General features: G+C 66.4%; 14 protein-coding genes and 1 riboswitch. Of the genes, 6 read left to right on the top strand and 8 right to left on the bottom strand.

Translation table 11 applies throughout. The features are described 5' to 3' along the window. Nucleotides 1-84 precede the first annotated feature (84 nt). Nucleotides 85-1,191: a 2'-deoxycytidine 5'-triphosphate deaminase gene (locus ShzoTeo12_RS00540; RefSeq protein ID WP_318910786.1), complete on the bottom strand. Its 1,107-nt coding sequence runs from the start codon at nt 1,189-1,191 to the stop codon at nt 85-87. Between the two features lie 79 nt (nt 1,192-1,270). After that, a riboswitch (SAM riboswitch) is annotated at nt 1,271-1,349 on the top strand. A gap of 42 nt (nt 1,350-1,391) precedes the next feature. Here ShzoTeo12_RS00540 and ShzoTeo12_RS00535 point away from each other — a divergent pair. Beyond that, nucleotides 1,392-2,576, top strand: coding sequence for an O-succinylhomoserine sulfhydrylase (locus ShzoTeo12_RS00535; protein ID WP_119257515.1), 1,185 nt, complete (start codon nt 1,392-1,394; stop codon nt 2,574-2,576). Between the two features lie 123 nt (nt 2,577-2,699). Further along, on the top strand, nt 2,700-3,092 hold the full coding sequence (apaG, locus tag ShzoTeo12_RS00530; RefSeq protein WP_119257514.1) for a Co2+/Mg2+ efflux protein ApaG: 393 nt from the start codon (nt 2,700-2,702) through the stop codon (nt 3,090-3,092). Between the two features lie 185 nt (nt 3,093-3,277). Here the strand turns inward: apaG and ShzoTeo12_RS00525 are convergent, their stop codons facing one another. The 3 genes from ShzoTeo12_RS00525 to ShzoTeo12_RS00515 all read right to left on the bottom strand — a co-directional run bounded on the left by ShzoTeo12_RS00525 (nt 3,278) and on the right by ShzoTeo12_RS00515 (nt 6,593). Beyond that, entirely contained in the window at nt 3,278-4,270 is a 993-nt protein-coding gene (locus ShzoTeo12_RS00525) for an Hsp33 family molecular chaperone (RefSeq protein WP_119257767.1), read from the bottom strand. A 192-nt stretch (nt 4,271-4,462) separates the two neighbouring features. Beyond that, on the bottom strand, nt 4,463-5,374 hold the full coding sequence (argF, locus tag ShzoTeo12_RS00520; protein ID WP_119257513.1) for an ornithine carbamoyltransferase: 912 nt from the start codon (nt 5,372-5,374) through the stop codon (nt 4,463-4,465). A 25-nt stretch (nt 5,375-5,399) separates the two neighbouring features. Continuing rightward, nucleotides 5,400-6,593 (bottom strand): aspartate aminotransferase family protein, encoded by a 1,194-nt coding sequence (locus tag ShzoTeo12_RS00515; RefSeq protein WP_318910784.1) that lies wholly within the window; start codon nt 6,591-6,593, stop codon nt 5,400-5,402. Between the two features lie 423 nt (nt 6,594-7,016). On the opposite strand from ShzoTeo12_RS00515, the gene ShzoTeo12_RS00510 reads away from it, so the two are divergent. Further along, the gene (locus ShzoTeo12_RS00510) at nt 7,017-7,556 is read left to right on the top strand and encodes a GcrA family cell cycle regulator (protein WP_119257512.1); all 540 of its coding nucleotides are present in this window, start codon (nt 7,017-7,019) and stop codon (nt 7,554-7,556) included. A gap of 113 nt (nt 7,557-7,669) precedes the next feature. Here the strand turns inward: ShzoTeo12_RS00510 and ShzoTeo12_RS00505 are convergent, their stop codons facing one another. From ShzoTeo12_RS00505 to ShzoTeo12_RS00495, 3 genes are all read right to left on the bottom strand, one after another. Beyond that, entirely contained in the window at nt 7,670-8,599 is a 930-nt protein-coding gene (locus tag ShzoTeo12_RS00505; RefSeq protein ID WP_318910782.1) for a carbohydrate kinase, read from the bottom strand. 64 nt (nt 8,600-8,663) lie between these two features. Continuing rightward, the gene (locus ShzoTeo12_RS00500; protein ID WP_318910781.1) at nt 8,664-9,362 is read right to left on the bottom strand and encodes an orotate phosphoribosyltransferase; all 699 of its coding nucleotides are present in this window, start codon (nt 9,360-9,362) and stop codon (nt 8,664-8,666) included. A 141-nt stretch (nt 9,363-9,503) separates the two neighbouring features. Continuing rightward, on the bottom strand, nt 9,504-9,932 hold the full coding sequence (locus ShzoTeo12_RS00495; RefSeq protein ID WP_318910779.1) for a DoxX family protein: 429 nt from the start codon (nt 9,930-9,932) through the stop codon (nt 9,504-9,506). A 202-nt stretch (nt 9,933-10,134) separates the two neighbouring features. On the opposite strand from ShzoTeo12_RS00495, the gene ShzoTeo12_RS00490 reads away from it, so the two are divergent. The 3 genes from ShzoTeo12_RS00490 to ShzoTeo12_RS00480 all read left to right on the top strand — a co-directional run bounded on the left by ShzoTeo12_RS00490 (nt 10,135) and on the right by ShzoTeo12_RS00480 (nt 12,998). Then, nucleotides 10,135-10,320: a hypothetical protein gene (locus tag ShzoTeo12_RS00490; protein ID WP_318910778.1), complete on the top strand. Its 186-nt coding sequence runs from the start codon at nt 10,135-10,137 to the stop codon at nt 10,318-10,320. A gap of 116 nt (nt 10,321-10,436) precedes the next feature. Next, on the top strand, nt 10,437-11,141 hold the full coding sequence (locus ShzoTeo12_RS00485; protein ID WP_318910776.1) for a Crp/Fnr family transcriptional regulator: 705 nt from the start codon (nt 10,437-10,439) through the stop codon (nt 11,139-11,141). A 15-nt stretch (nt 11,142-11,156) separates the two neighbouring features. Further along, nucleotides 11,157-12,998 (top strand): CHASE2 domain-containing protein, encoded by a 1,842-nt coding sequence (locus ShzoTeo12_RS00480; RefSeq protein WP_413251161.1) that lies wholly within the window; start codon nt 11,157-11,159, stop codon nt 12,996-12,998. Here ShzoTeo12_RS00480 and ShzoTeo12_RS00475 read toward each other — a convergent pair. Continuing rightward, entirely contained in the window at nt 12,995-13,615 is a 621-nt protein-coding gene (locus ShzoTeo12_RS00475; protein WP_318912474.1) for a FecR family protein, read from the bottom strand. The genes ShzoTeo12_RS00480 and ShzoTeo12_RS00475 overlap by 4 nt on opposite strands. Nucleotides 13,616-13,652 lie beyond the last annotated feature (37 nt).

The raw sequence follows: 13,652 nt of genomic DNA, 5'->3' as shown, positions 1-13,652 counted from the left end.
TCCCTCGCCCCGCGCGAAGGTCATCAAACGCCTATCGCACGATAAAAACGTTTAACTTCATTGTAAAGGGCGAAAAGACCGGTCTCAGCCGGCGCGGAAATGCTTGGAGAGCTTGAGACCCTGCGCCTGGTAGTTGGAGCCGAGGCCGGAGCCGTAGAGCCCTTCGGGGGCGTTCAGCATGTGCTCGTAGACGAGGCGGCCGACGATCTGGCCGTGTTCCAGGATGAAGGGCACCTCATGGCTGCGCACCTCCAGCACCGCGCGGCTGCCGGAGCCGCCGGCGGGGGCGTGGCCGAAGCCTGGATCGAAGAAGCCGGCATAGTGGACGCGGAACTCGCCGACGAGCGGGTCGAAGGGCGTCATCTCGGCGGCATAGAGCGGCGGGACATGCACGGCCTCGCGCGAGACGAGGATGTAGAACTCGTCCGGATCGAGGATCAGCTCGTTGCGGCCACGGCTGAACAGCGGCTCCCAGAAATCGTAGATGTCGTGCTGGTTCTTGCGATCGACGTCGACGACGGAGGTGTGGTGCTTGCCGCGATAGCCGATGAGCCCGTCCGGGCCGGTGCCCTTGAGGTCGATGGAAAGCGCGATGCCGCCGCCGGAGACGTTCGGCGTCTCGCTGGCGACGAGCGTGTCCGAGGCATGCAGCGCCAGCAGCTCGCTTTCGCCGAGCAGGGCATTGCCGCTGCGGAAACGGATCTGCGACAGGCGCGAGCCGCGGCGCACGACGATGGGGAAGGTGCGCGGCGAGATTTCCAGATAGAGCGGGCCGGAATAGCCGGCCGGGATCTTGTCGAATTCCTGCGCGCGGTCGGTGATGACGCGGGTGAAGATGTCGAGACGGCCGGTGGAGCTCTTGGGGTTCGCCGAGGCGGCGAGGTCCGCCGGCAGGTCGAGGCTTTCCATCAGCGGTACGATGTAGACGCAGCCGGTTTCCAGCACCGCGCCCTCGGAAAGGTCGATGACGTGGAGTTGCAGTCGGTCGAGCTTGTCGGCGACGAGATGGGAGGGGCCCGGCAGGAAGCTGGCGCGCACGCGAAACGCCTTCGCGCCGAGGCGCAGGTCGAGGCTTGCCGGCTGGATCTGGTCGCCGTCCAGCGCCGCCTCGCTCTTCAGCCTGCCGCTCTCGAACAAGCCGCGAATGGCGTTGTCCGCCAGAATGCCCGTGCTGCGCGTCGCAGAAGCCATGGTCGTACCGTCCCTCTCAGAGGGCTGGCACAAAACCAAATGCCGGCAATTGACGCAAGCGCGGGGCCGCAGTATTAGCAGATTATCCCGTGGTGATTTGGCCGGCCGGCTTGCAGCCACGTAAAACAAGTAGCTAAAAAGGCCGGGTGACAAACCGGCCTGCTTACGCGGCCGGTTTTTTTGTTTGAAGGCACGATCACATGAGCAAGTCCTGGCGCCCGGCCACCCAACTCGTTCACGGCGGAACCACCCGCTCCCAGCACGGCGAAACCGCCGAGGCGATCTTCCTGACGCAAGGCTTCGTCTACGACACCTCGGCGGCGGCCGAAGCCCGCTTCAAGGGCGAGACGGACGGCTTCATCTACGCCCGCTATGCAAGCCCCACCAACGACATGTTCGAAAAGCGCATGTGCCTGCTGGAAGGCGCGGAGGACGCCCGCGCCACCGCCTCCGGCATGGCCGCCGTCGCCGCCGCCATCCTCTGCCAGCTGAAGGCCGGCGACCATATCGTCGCGGCCCGCGCGCTCTTCGGCTCCTGCCGCTGGGTGGTCGAGACGCTAGCGCCGAAATACGGCATCGAATGCACGCTGGTCGATGGCCGCGACCTTGCCAACTGGGAAAAGGCGATCCGGAAGAATACCAAGGTGTTCTTCCTCGAAAGCCCGACCAACCCGACGCTGGAAGTCGTCGATATCGCCGGCGTGGCGAAGCTCGCCAACCAGATCGGCGCGAAGGTTGTGGTCGACAATGTCTTCGCGACCCCGCTTTTCCAGAAGCCGCTGGAGCTCGGCGCGCATATCGTCGTCTATTCGGCCACCAAGCATATCGACGGCCAGGGCCGGTGCCTTGGCGGCGTCGTGCTCTCCGACAAGGAATGGATCGCCGAGCACCTGCAGGATTATTTCCGCCACACCGGCCCCGCCATGTCGCCGTTCAACGCCTGGACGCTGCTGAAGGGCATCGAGACGCTGCCGCTGCGCGTCAGGCAGCAGACGGAGAATGCGAGCCGCCTCGCCGACTTCCTCGCCGACCAGAGCCAGGTCGCCCGCGTGATCTATCCCGGCCGCAAGGACCATCCGCAGGCGGATATCATCGCCCGGCAGATGTCGGGCGGCTCGACGCTCGTCTGCTTCGAGCTGAAGGGCGGCAAGGATGCGGCCTTCGCGCTGCAGGATGCGCTGGAGGTCGTGAAGATCTCCAACAATCTCGGCGACGCAAAGAGCCTCATCACGCATCCCGCCACGACGACGCACAAGAACCTGACGGACGAGGCCCGTGCCGAACTCGGCATCTCGCCCGGCACCGTGCGCTTCTCCGCCGGCATCGAGGACAGCGAGGACCTGCTGGAGGATTTCGCGCGGGCGCTTGCCAAAGTCGGGGCGTAAACCGCGCCATCAAGGAAACGATGGAAAGGCACCGGCCAGGGCGGCCGGTGCCTTCTTTGCATGTTCTTGACGCAGCCACATTCCTGTAGAATAGCTGGGCCTAATAAATTCCAAGGCATTCCCATGTATCGTGCGCTGACCCGCGACATCGAAGTGACCGTAGAGCCATATTATCTGGCCGATCAGTCCGATCCCGACGACAGCCGCTATGTCTGGGGATACCGCGTCGTCATCTCCAACCATTCCGACGTCGCGGTGCGACTGATGACGCGCTACTGGCACATTACCGACCAGAACGGACAGGTGGACGAAGTCAACGGGCCGGGCGTCATCGGCGAGCAGCCGGTGCTTCGGCCGGGCGATACCTACGAATATTCCTCCGGCTGCCCGCTGGAAACGCCGTCGGGCATCATGTTCGGGCGGTATCGCATGGAAGCGGAGACGGGCGAGGCCTTCGACGTCGCCATTCCGGCGTTCTCGCTGGATACGCCGGGGCAGGCGCGCACGCTGAATTGAGTAGGTAGCCTCTCATCCGGCCTGCCGGCCACCTTCTCCTTGGCTGCGGGGCGAAGGAGACCCATGGCACCGGCTTCCTCACATTATCGCCGCAAGTGAAAAACGAGACGCCGCATCCTTCCCTTCTCCCCGCTTGCGGGGAGAAGGTGCCGACAGGCGGATGAGGGGCAATCGCCCCCACACCTTTACTGCGGCAGGACTTCCGCCGCCTCGAAGCGGTAGGTGGTCGAGCAGAACTCGCAGGTCACCGCGATCTCGCCCTTGTCGTCCGCCGTATGGGCGATCTCCTCGGCGCTGAGGCCGGCAAGGACGCCTTTCAGCTTCTCGCGCGAGCAGGAGCAGCGGTCGAAGACCTGCTGCGGCTGGTAGACGCGCACGCCGCGCTCGTGGAAGAGGCGATAGAGCAGCCGTTCGGTGCCGACGTTCGGATCGGTCAGCTCGTCGGCGTCGATCGTCTCGACCATGGTCTTGGCTTCCGCCCAGTTGTCGTCGTCATCGATCTTGTGGCCGGCCTCGTCGCCGTCGCCGCCGGGAAGGTCCGCTTGGCGCATGCGCTCGGGCGACTGCGGCAGGAACTGCGCGACCATGCCGCCCGCCCGCCAGCGATGACGGGCCTTGCCGGCCTCGTCGCGGTCGTAGAGCTCGGCGACGCCGAGGCGCACCTTGGTCGGGATCTGCTCCGACTGGCGGAAATAGACGCCGGCGATCTCCTCCAGCGTATGGCCGTCGAGCGGGACGATGCCCTGGTAGCGCTGCGTATGTGCGCCCTGGTCGATGGTGAAGGCGAGAATGCCCTTGCCGAGCAGCTCATGCGGCTCCGTCCTGCCTTCGGCGACGGCAGCCTCCAGCGCCGCCTCGTCGAAGCGGGCATAGGCGCGCACGTTCTCCGGCGCGGCGAAATCGGCGACGAGCAGATCGACGGGGCCGTCGCCCTTGGTCTGGACGATCAGCTTGCCCTCGAATTTCAGCGAGGTGCCGAGCAGCACGGTGAGCGTGATCGCCTCGGCCAGAAGGCGGGCGACGGGCGCGGGATAATCGTGCCGGCCGAGAATGCCGTCGAGCATCGGGCCGAGCTGCACGGCCCTGCCGCGCACATCGAGGCCCTCCACCTGGAACGGCAGGACATGGTCGTCGCCGGCAAAGCCGGGCTCACCGAGTTTCAGGGCGTTTTCAGCCATCATCGTTCTGCTCCTTGCACACCGCCGCGCCGCGGGCCTTGCGCCCCGCCACGTCCGACAGCGTCTATCGTGATTTCGCGCTCCTGCCGCCCGATCATTCCATACCGGGCGGGCAAGCGCCAGAGACGACGCCTTCCGGCGCCGGGTGTCGGCACCTAGATCGTGCGTGCCCTCAGATATTTCAAGGCCGCGTCAGACGGCGCCGAAGCACCAGGCAAGGATCGACTTCTGCGCGTGCAGGCGGTTCTCCGCCTCGTCGAAGACCACCGACTGCGGGCCGTCGATCACCTCGTCGGTCACTTCCTCGCCGCGATGGGCGGGCAGGCAGTGCATGAAGAGCGCATCCTTGTCGGCGCGCGCCATGAGTTGCTTGTTGACCTGATAGGGCTGGAAGATGTTGTGGCCGCGGGCGCGGTGCTCTTGGTTCATCGAGACCCAGCAATCGGTGACGATGAGATCGGAGCCATCAGCGATGGCTTCCGGGTCATGGCCGAGCAGGATGTTGCCGCCATTGTCGCGCGCCCAGTTGAGGATCTTGTCATCCGGCTCGGAGCCCATCGGCACGGCCATCTTCATGGTGTAGCCGAAGCGGGCCGAACCCTCGACGAAGGAGTGCAGCACGTTGTTGCCGTCACCCATCCAGGAGAAGGTCTTGCCTTTGGCCGGGCCGCGATGCTCCTCGAAGGTCATGATGTCTGCCATGATCTGGCAGGGGTGTGTGAGGTCCGTCAGGGCATTGATGACCGGCACGGTGGCGTGCTCGGCAAGTTCCAGCAGGCGCGCATGGTCGGTGGTGCGGATCATGATGGCGTCGACATAGCGCGACAGCACCTTGGCCGTGTCGCCGATGGTCTCGGCGCGGCCGAGCTGCATTTCGGTGCCCGACAGGAACAGCGTCTCGCCGCCGAGCTGGCGCATGCCGACGTCGAAGGAGACGCGGGTTCGGGTGGAGGGCTTCTCGAAGATCATCGCCAGCATCTTGCCGGCGAGCGGCTTTCCTTCCGTGCCGGCCTTGCTGGCGGCCTTGCGGCTGTGCGCGTCATCCATGATGACGCGGAGATCGCTTTCCGAAACGGCGGAAAGATCGAGAAAATGCTTGGCCATGATATGTCCTGTCTGTCCCAGTCCCTTAAGCGGCCTTGACGGCCGCCGTCAGCTTTTCCGCCGCCCGCTCGATGCGGGCGAGCCCCTCGCGCGCCTCTTCCGCCGTGACGACCAGCGGCGGCAGCAGGCGCAGCACGTTGTCGCCAGCCGGCACGGCGAGCAGGTTTTCCGCCCGCACGGCCTTGAGGAGATCGGCGACCGGAACCTTCGCCTTGATGCCGAGCATCAGGCCCTCGCCGCGGATATCCTCGATGACCTCGGGGAAACGGTCCTTCAGCGCCGCAAGCCCCTGGCGGAAGACCAGCGCGACGTCGCGCACATGCTGGAGGAAGCCGTCCTCGAGGACGACGTCGAGCACGGCATTACCGACCGCCATGGCGAGCGGGTTGCCGCCATAGGTCGAGCCGTGCGTGCCGGCGACCATGCCGGCGGCGGCCTCGTTCGTGGCAAGGCAGGCGCCGAGCGGGAAGCCGCCGCCGATGCCCTTGGCGATGGCCATGATGTCGGGCGTGACGCCCGCGCTCTCATGGGCGAAGAGGCGGCCGGTGCGGCCGACGCCCGTCTGCACCTCGTCGAGGATGAGCAGCAGGCCGTATTCGTCGCAGAGCCGGCGCAGCTCCTGCATGAATTCCTTCGGCACCGGGCGAAGGCCGCCCTCGCCCTGCACGGGCTCGATGAGGATGCCGGCCGTCTCCTCGGTGATCGCGTCCTTGACGGCCGCGATGTCGCCGAAGGGCAGCTTCAGGAAGCCCGGGGCCTTGGGGCCGAAGCCCTCGATATATTTCTCCTGCCCGCCGGCCGCGATGGTGGCGATGGTGCGGCCGTGGAAGGCGCCCTCGAAGGTGAGGATATGGTACTTGCCGGGATGGCCCTTGGCGAAATGGTAGCGCCGCGCCGTCTTGATGGCGCATTCCAGCGCCTCGGCGCCCGAATTGGTGAAGAACACCTTGTCGGCGAAGGTCGCCTCCGTCAGCCGGCGGCCGAGGCTTTCCTGGCCCGGGATCTCGTAGAGGTTCGACAGGTGCCAGACCTTGTCGGCCTGGTCCTTCAAAGCAGCGACGAGATGCGGATGGGCATGGCCGAGCGAATTGACGGCGACGCCGGCGGCGAAATCGAGATAGCGCTCGCCATCCTCGGTGACGAGCCAGACGCCCTCTCCTCGCGTGAACCGCAGAGGCGCACGCATATAGGTTTCATAGAGCGGCGCGGCATCGGCCATGGCGCGTATCCTCCGAAAAGAGATGCGGAAAAAAGTTTCGTGCTTGACTTTTCCGATCGCCAGAAAAATCAAAAGCCGCCTTTCGGCGGCATGCCGCACTATCGGCATTTCCCCCCGGCCTGTCAACAAAATCGCGGGGCCGAAATGCCGCTGAACCTGCCGCAAGGTGAGGATTCACGGCACGCGCGGAAGGTGTCGCTATCGAGTCACACCCGACCAGCAAGTTGGGGAAAACTTAGAAATCGATTCGCGCCGATTCCCCCGACTCTTGTCACGGAGTCGCCCGGTCTCTAGGTTAAAGACCAATTACTAGACTGCATGCGGCGGAACTAGTCACCAAAAGAGTCAAGGCGTTCAGGTCCCGGACCAGTCCGGGGCGCGATGACGGATTCGCGCATTGCGTGCGCCGAACGGAGACGAGAGATGAACTGGACAGACGAGCGCGTCGAGAAACTCAAGAAGCTCTGGAGCGAAGGCCTGAGCGCGAGCCAGATCGCAGCCCAGCTCGGCGGCGTGAGCCGCAACGCCGTCATCGGCAAGGTGCACCGGCTGAACCTGCCGGGCCGCGCCAAGGCCGGCGGAACGCAGACCGCCTCGCGTCCGAAGCGCCCGGCAGCAGCGACCCCGCGTCCGTCGAACTTCGCCGCCCGCCCCGTCGCTGCCCGCCCGGCAGCCCGCTCCGCCGGCAACGCGCTGACCAAGGAAGAGATCGACGCCGATTTCGACATGCAGAGCGCGCAGCTCCCGGTTCCGGCCAACGGCAACAACGGGGTCGTCGTACCGATGTCGCGCAAGCTGGAACTGACGCAGCTCACCGAGCGCACCTGCAAGTGGCCGATCGGCGACCCGCTGAACGACGACTTCCATTTCTGCGGCAACGAGTCCCCGGACAACTCGCCCTACTGCACCTACCACCAGCGCCTCGCCTACCAGCCCTCGGCCGAGCGCCGCCGGATGCGCTGATCGCGCGGATGCGAAGCGGGGCCTGGCATTGCCGGGCCGATAGATCGAAGGCCGGACCATCGTCAGATGATCCGGCCTTTTTGTTTGCGGGAAGGCTGTAGAGGCTTACCCTCTCAGGCGAGGCCGATTTCCTTTGCCCAGGGCGGGTTCGCACCGGCTCTGGAGACGGTGACGGCGGCGGCCTTGGCGCCGAGCGCCAGCGCCCTGGCGATCTGGTCTTCGGAGAGCTTTGTCACCTGCTGCTTGGTGAGCAGGTTCTGCATCTTCAGCGAGGCGAGCACGCCCGCATCGAACGTGTCGCCGGCGCCGACCGTGTCGACCACGGTCACGCGCTCGCTCGGCACCGTGACCTTGTGGTCCGCCGTATAGCCGACCGCACCTTCCGCGCCGCGCGTCACGACGACGAGCTTCGCGCCGTGGTGCAGCCAGTGGCGGGCGAGCGCATCCTCGTCGCCTTCGAGGCCGAACCAGGCGAGGTCCTCGTCGGAGAACTTCACGATGTCGGACATGGCCGCCATGCGGCGGATGCGGCCCATATGGGCGTCCTTGTCCCGGATGAAGCCGGGGCGGATGTTCGGGTCGAGCGAGATGACGCGCTTTTCGTGCTCGCGCGCCAGCAGCGCCTCGTAGGTGGAGCCGCAGGGTTCGGGAATGAGGCTGATGGCGCCGAAATGCAGCGCCTCGCAATCCGCGCCGAGAACCGGGAGCTCGGCCTCGGTGATCATGCGGCCGGCGGTGTTCTCGTCGTAGAAGGCATAGGTCGCATGGCCATCGACCAGCTTGACGAAGGCGACGGTGGTCGGGCGCGACAGCGTGGCGCAATAGCTGTAGTCGACGCCGCTCTCGCCCAGCGTCTTGCGCAGGATGTCGCCCATCATGTCGTCGGAAAGGCCGGTGAAGAAGCCGGCCGGAACGCCGAGGCGGCCGAGCGCGATCGCCGTGTTGAAGATCGCGCCGCCCGCATAGGGCGCATAGGCATCCTCGCCGAGCGTCGTCGTCCGCGGCAGCATGTCGATCAGCGCTTCACCACAACACAGGATCATCCGGTATCCTCCAATCGGAATTTCAATCGATTTAAACGATCACAACCGAAAGCGCCAGCGATTTTTATGCGGTCGGCAGTTCCGCGACGCCGCCGTGCTTCGCCGACCAGGCGAGCGGCGCATCGAAGAAGGCCTCGACGGAGGCGAGCGTCGCGTCGTCGAAGAGCTTTTCCTTGCGGGCGACGGCCAGCACGTCACGCCAGGTGGCGATGTGGTGCAGCCTGACGCCGCCATTGGCATAGCGCGCCTCGGCTTCCCTGAAGATGCCGTAGTAGAACAGCGACATGCCGTGCTCCACCACGCCGCCGGCCGCGCGGATGGCGTCGATGAAGGTGAACATGGAGCCGCCGACCGTCACGAGGTCCTCGATGACGAGGACGCGCGCGCCCTCCGCCATCACGCCCTCGATCTGGGCGTTGCGGCCGTGGCCCTTCGGCTTCTTGCGCACATAGATCATCGGCAGGCCGAGGCGGTCGGCCAAGAGCGCGGCGAAGGGAATGCCCGCCGTCTCGCCGCCGGCAATCACGTCGAAGCGCTCGAAGCCGGCATTGCGGGTGACAGTCGCGGCGGCGAAATCCATGATGGCCGAGCGGATGCGCGGATAGGAGAGCAGCTTGCGGCAGTCCATGTAGACCGGCGAGGCCATGCCGGAGGCGAGCTTGTAGGGCTCTTCCGGGCGGAAATGCACCGCCTTGATCTCCCACAGCATGCGGGCCATCAGCTCCGCCATCACGTCTCGGTCCGGAAAGGAATTGGAAAACATCGGCATCTCCCGCATGACTGTCTTTGCCTGCGCATAGCAGCAAGAGCGGCGGCTTTCCAGCGGATGCACGGCCCCAGATACGGAAAAACCCTCCCCGGCGGGCCGGGAAGGGTTTCTGGAGGATCAGAATATGGCTGTCGTTCAGGCCGCGGCGCGGCGGGCGTCGAGCGAGATGGAGCCCGGGCCGAAGGCGGCGAGCACGAGGAAGCCGCCGGCGATCGTGATGTTCTTCCACATCATCAGGCCGTTGAAGACGGTGAGCAGGCCGTTTGCGCCTTCCGGGAAGTCCGGAATGTTGATCGCGCCGCTGTGGAAGACAAGAGCGGTGAAGACGCTGAAAGCAGCGAGCAGATAGGCGGCAATGCGCGTCTGGAAGCCGACGAGGATGAAGAGGCCGGAGACCAGCTCGAAGAGGCCGGCGACATAGGCGAGTGCGGTGGCGGCCGGGAGGCCCGCACCGGCGATCATGCCGGCGGTGCCCGACGGATCGATCAGCTTCGGATAGCCCGACGTGATGAACATGAGGGCGAGGAGGATGCGTCCGACGAGGACGACGGCGTTCTGCGGCATGAAAAGCTCCTGAGGCTTCGGTGTTTGCGTTGGCGGACAGATAGCAGCTTTCATTCGTCAAGGAAGCCGGGCAATCAGAAGACAGATCGTTCTCTTTTTGTGAACGATCTCCTGTTCCCCACGGAACAGAAACGCACCGCGCCTCGTGCGAGAAGGAGGCGACCCGCATTCCCCCTTCCCCCTTCCCCTTTCCAGAGACATCATGCGCCCCCTGCTTTCCATCCTTGTCCTTGCCGCTGCCACCCTCGCCTTCACGGCCTCCGGAAAAGCCGGTGGCCGTGGCGAGGGCTATTACGGCCACTACCAGCAGAACTGCATCACCAAGCGCATCCGCACGACCGACGCCTATGGCCGGATCGTCACCAAGCGGGTGCGCATCTGCCGGTAGCGCACCATCCGCTACCGGTCGCAGGACGCCGCTCTTTTCTGTTGCAAGCGCCCGGCGGCTGGGCGAAGATTTCCCCACGAGGTGCCCGCTCCGTCAGCGGCCGGGGGAAAGCGGATATGAACGAGATCAACAGAAGTGCTGCGTTCTGGCGTTCCTTTCCGATTTTCGAGGGGTTCGGCAAGGAAACGATCGGCGAGGTCGCGGCCATCGCAACCTACCGCAAATGGCCGGCCGGCACCGTCATCTTCCAGCGCGGCGACGAGGGCACCTATCTCATCGCGCTCGTCTCCGGCCGCATCAAGCTCTCGTTGATCACGCCGCAGGGCAAGGAACTGTCGCTGCGCCAGTTGGAGCCCGGCGCGGTGCTCGGCGAGATGGCGATCCTCGACGGCCAGCCGCGCTCGGCCGATGCCACGGCGGCCGTCGCCACGGAAGGCTATGTAATCGCCAAGCGCGACTTCCTCGACCTCATCGCGCGCCATCCGGCCGCCGCGCAGGCGATCATCCACTATCTCTGCACCAAGCTGCGCGAGACGACGGAGCAGCTCGAGACCATCGCGCTCTACGATCTCGACGCCCGCGTCGCCCGCTTCTTCCTGGCGACGCTGCGCACCATCCACGGCGAGGAACTGCCCGACAGCGCCAATCTCCAGCTTTCGCTGAGCCAGACCGAGATCGCCGGCATCCTCGGCGCCAGCCGGCCGAAGATCAACCGCTCCATCCTGGTGCTGGAAGAGGCCGGCGCCATCCGCCGCAATGACGGCGTCATCCATTGCCATGTCGGCCGGCTCTACGGCATCGCCGAGCCGGATGACGCATAGGCCGCCGGCCAGATGATCGCCAAGAAATACAGGCCCCTTGCCGCCGGCCTCGTCGCCAGCCTTGCCGGCGCGCTCACCCTTTTCGTCCTCGGCGAGACGGCGCTGGAGCGCCAGCGCGAATCCTATTTCGACGCGTTGACGCAGGCGATGCCGACGGCGCAGAGCGACCGGATCGTCGTCGTCGACATCGACCGCAAGGCCTTCCAGGGCGCGCCGAACAAGGACTGGACGCGGGCCGAGACGGCCGCTTTGGTCGACCGGCTTGCGGCGGCAAGGCCCGCGGCCGTCGCCTTCGATTTCATCTTCAGCACGGATTGCGCGGCGGAAGAACCGGCCAATGCCGCCCTTGCCGGCGCTATCGGCCGGGTGCCGACCGTGCTCGGCTTCCTCATCGGCGAGACGCTGGACGGCGCACCGCATCCGGTTCCCAAGCTCGCCCTGCAGCGGCCGGTCGGTGTGCCGGATCTCTGGTTCATCGAGGGCACGGAAAGCTCCTGCGCCTTCCTGCAAGACAGGTCCGCGGCGGCGGCGGCCGCCTTCCTCGTCGGCGACGAGGATGCCGTGGTGCGCCGCGTGCAGGCCTATGCCATCCTCGGCAATGCGGCCTATCCGGCGCTCGGCGTGGAGGCCGCGCGGCTCGCGGCCGGCGCACATACCCCTGTCCTCGGCGGCAATCCCGCCTGGCTGCGGCAGGATTCGCGCATCCTGCGGCTCGACGAGGACGGCAGCCTGCGCTTCGTGGCGAGCGGACCGGCGGCGATCGCCGCGCGCACCTTCTCCGCCGGCGACGTGGTTGCGGGGCGCGTTCCGGCCGAGCGGATCGCCGGCAAGGTGGTGCTGATCGGCAGCAGCCTGCCCAATCTCGGCGGGCTTCGCACCAGCGCCTCCATGACGCTCGAACCCTCCGTGCAGATCCATGCGGACGTGGCGAACGCCATCCTCACCGACCGCATCCCGACACGGGACCTCGGCCTCCTGCCGCTGGAGGCCGGCTTCGCCTTCGTCGTGGGAGCGGCGGCGGCGCTGGCGGCGGCGCGGCTGCGGCCGCTCGGGGCGGCGATGGCCGGCATCGGCCTCATCGGCCTCGTCTTCGGCGCGTCCGTGCTGCTCTATCTGCGCACGGCGCTGCTTTCGGATGCGGTCGGCATGTCGCTGATCGTGGCGACGGCGGCGCTCGTCACCGGCCTCCTGCAATATGCCCACGTGCGCCGCGCCGAGGCGACGGCCCGCCTGCGCTTTGCGCAATACCTGCCGCAATCCGTCGTCTCGCGCTATATCGACAATCCCGACCTCGGGCGCGTGGCGGGCGAGGAGCGGCAGGTGACGGCGCTCTTCACCGATATCGAGGGCTTTTCCGCGCTCGCCCAGAAGATCGGACCGCACGACCTCGTCAGGCTGCTCGACATCTACTTCTCCGAGGTGAACGGCCTCGTCGCGCGCCATGGCGGCATGGTGGACAAGGTGGTGGGCGACGCGGTGCATGCGCTCTTCAACGCGCCCGACGATCTCGACCGGCATGTCGACAAGGCGCTCGCCTGCGCCGACGAGATCCGCACCCTGACGGAGGAGATGCGCCGCCGCCCCGCTTTCCTCGACAAGGATTTCGGCCGCACGCGCATCGGCGTCGAGACGGGCATGGCGGTGCTGGGGGAAGTGGGGACCGGCGGCAAGCTCGACTATACGGCGCATGGCGATGCGGTGAACCTCGCCGCGCGGCTGCAGGATGCCAACAAGTTCCTCGGCACGCAGATCTGCGTCGGCCCGCGCGCCGCAAGCGAGACCGGCCGCACGCTGCGCGCCATCGGCAGCCACGAGATCCGCGGCTTCGGCACGATGGCGCTCTTCACACTGGATTAACGGATGCCGACGCTCGCATAGGCCTCGCGGATGCGGGCCTTGCCCCATTGCGTGACCGCGCCGGGCGCCTCGCCCGGCGCCCGGATCTCGACGCCCTCGCCGCGGCCGACCGCCTTCATCACGCCGCCGCCCGTCACCTCGACGCGGCCATGCTCGACGAAGACGGCGAAGACGCCGCGATTGGGGCCGGCGAAGAATTTCGTGCCGCGCACGCCGATCATGCCGAAGGCGGTGCGCATGGTGAGGTCGATCTTGGCAAGGCCTTCCGGCCGGTCGAAGACCATCTGCCCGGTGCCGAGCTCGATGGTGCCGCCCTGGCCGGCGATGAAGGTATCGATCAGGAGTTCCGTCTCGCTGCCGAGCAGGAGGCTGGTATCCTCGCCGAGGGCGAGTTCCGCGAAGCTTTCCTTGCCCGTCGAGACGAAGTCCCGGTCCATCAGGCTCGCGCCGGCCTTCAGTCCCTCCAGACGGTTCGCCTGCCGGCGGCTGACATTGCCGGTGATCTCGACGGCCTTGCCGATGACGGCATTGGCCTGCGTGGCACGGACACCGATGCTCGTCAGCGCCAGCGCGCCGCCGGCGATGAAGAGCCTCCGGCTGAGTTGGGTGGGGCTCAGGGCGTTGAGCATTCGCATCTGGGTGCCTTTCGCGGAC

Origin of the sequence: Shinella zoogloeoides, assembly GCF_033705735.1 — a bacterium.
Classification (GTDB): domain Bacteria; phylum Pseudomonadota; class Alphaproteobacteria; order Rhizobiales; family Rhizobiaceae; genus Shinella; species Shinella zoogloeoides_A.
The sequence above is the reverse complement of the archived record's forward strand: the minus strand, read 5'-3'. Positions and strand labels throughout refer to the sequence as shown.

What these genes read in the sequence shown, in the direction of transcription:
- argF (WP_119257513.1), bottom strand. Translation starts at nt 5,374, where the DNA reads ATGGCCAAGCATTTTCTCGATCTTTCCGCCGTTTCGGAAAGCGATCTC.
- ShzoTeo12_RS00535 (WP_119257515.1), top strand. Translation starts at nt 1,392, where the DNA reads ATGAGCAAGTCCTGGCGCCCGGCCACCCAACTCGTTCACGGCGGAACC.
- ShzoTeo12_RS00505 (WP_318910782.1), bottom strand. Translation starts at nt 8,599, where the DNA reads ATGATCCTGTGTTGTGGTGAAGCGCTGATCGACATGCTGCCGCGGACG.
- ShzoTeo12_RS00515 (WP_318910784.1), bottom strand. Translation starts at nt 6,593, where the DNA reads ATGGCCGATGCCGCGCCGCTCTATGAAACCTATATGCGTGCGCCTCTG.
- ShzoTeo12_RS00525 (WP_119257767.1), bottom strand. Translation starts at nt 4,270, where the DNA reads ATGGCTGAAAACGCCCTGAAACTCGGTGAGCCCGGCTTTGCCGGCGAC.
- ShzoTeo12_RS00510 (WP_119257512.1), top strand. Translation starts at nt 7,017, where the DNA reads ATGAACTGGACAGACGAGCGCGTCGAGAAACTCAAGAAGCTCTGGAGC.
- apaG (WP_119257514.1), top strand. Translation starts at nt 2,700, where the DNA reads ATGTATCGTGCGCTGACCCGCGACATCGAAGTGACCGTAGAGCCATAT.
- ShzoTeo12_RS00490 (WP_318910778.1), top strand. Translation starts at nt 10,135, where the DNA reads ATGCGCCCCCTGCTTTCCATCCTTGTCCTTGCCGCTGCCACCCTCGCC.
- ShzoTeo12_RS00540 (WP_318910786.1), bottom strand. Translation starts at nt 1,191, where the DNA reads ATGGCTTCTGCGACGCGCAGCACGGGCATTCTGGCGGACAACGCCATT.
- ShzoTeo12_RS00495 (WP_318910779.1), bottom strand. Translation starts at nt 9,932, where the DNA reads ATGCCGCAGAACGCCGTCGTCCTCGTCGGACGCATCCTCCTCGCCCTC.
- ShzoTeo12_RS00500 (WP_318910781.1), bottom strand. Translation starts at nt 9,362, where the DNA reads ATGTTTTCCAATTCCTTTCCGGACCGAGACGTGATGGCGGAGCTGATG.
- ShzoTeo12_RS00485 (WP_318910776.1), top strand. Translation starts at nt 10,437, where the DNA reads ATGAACGAGATCAACAGAAGTGCTGCGTTCTGGCGTTCCTTTCCGATT.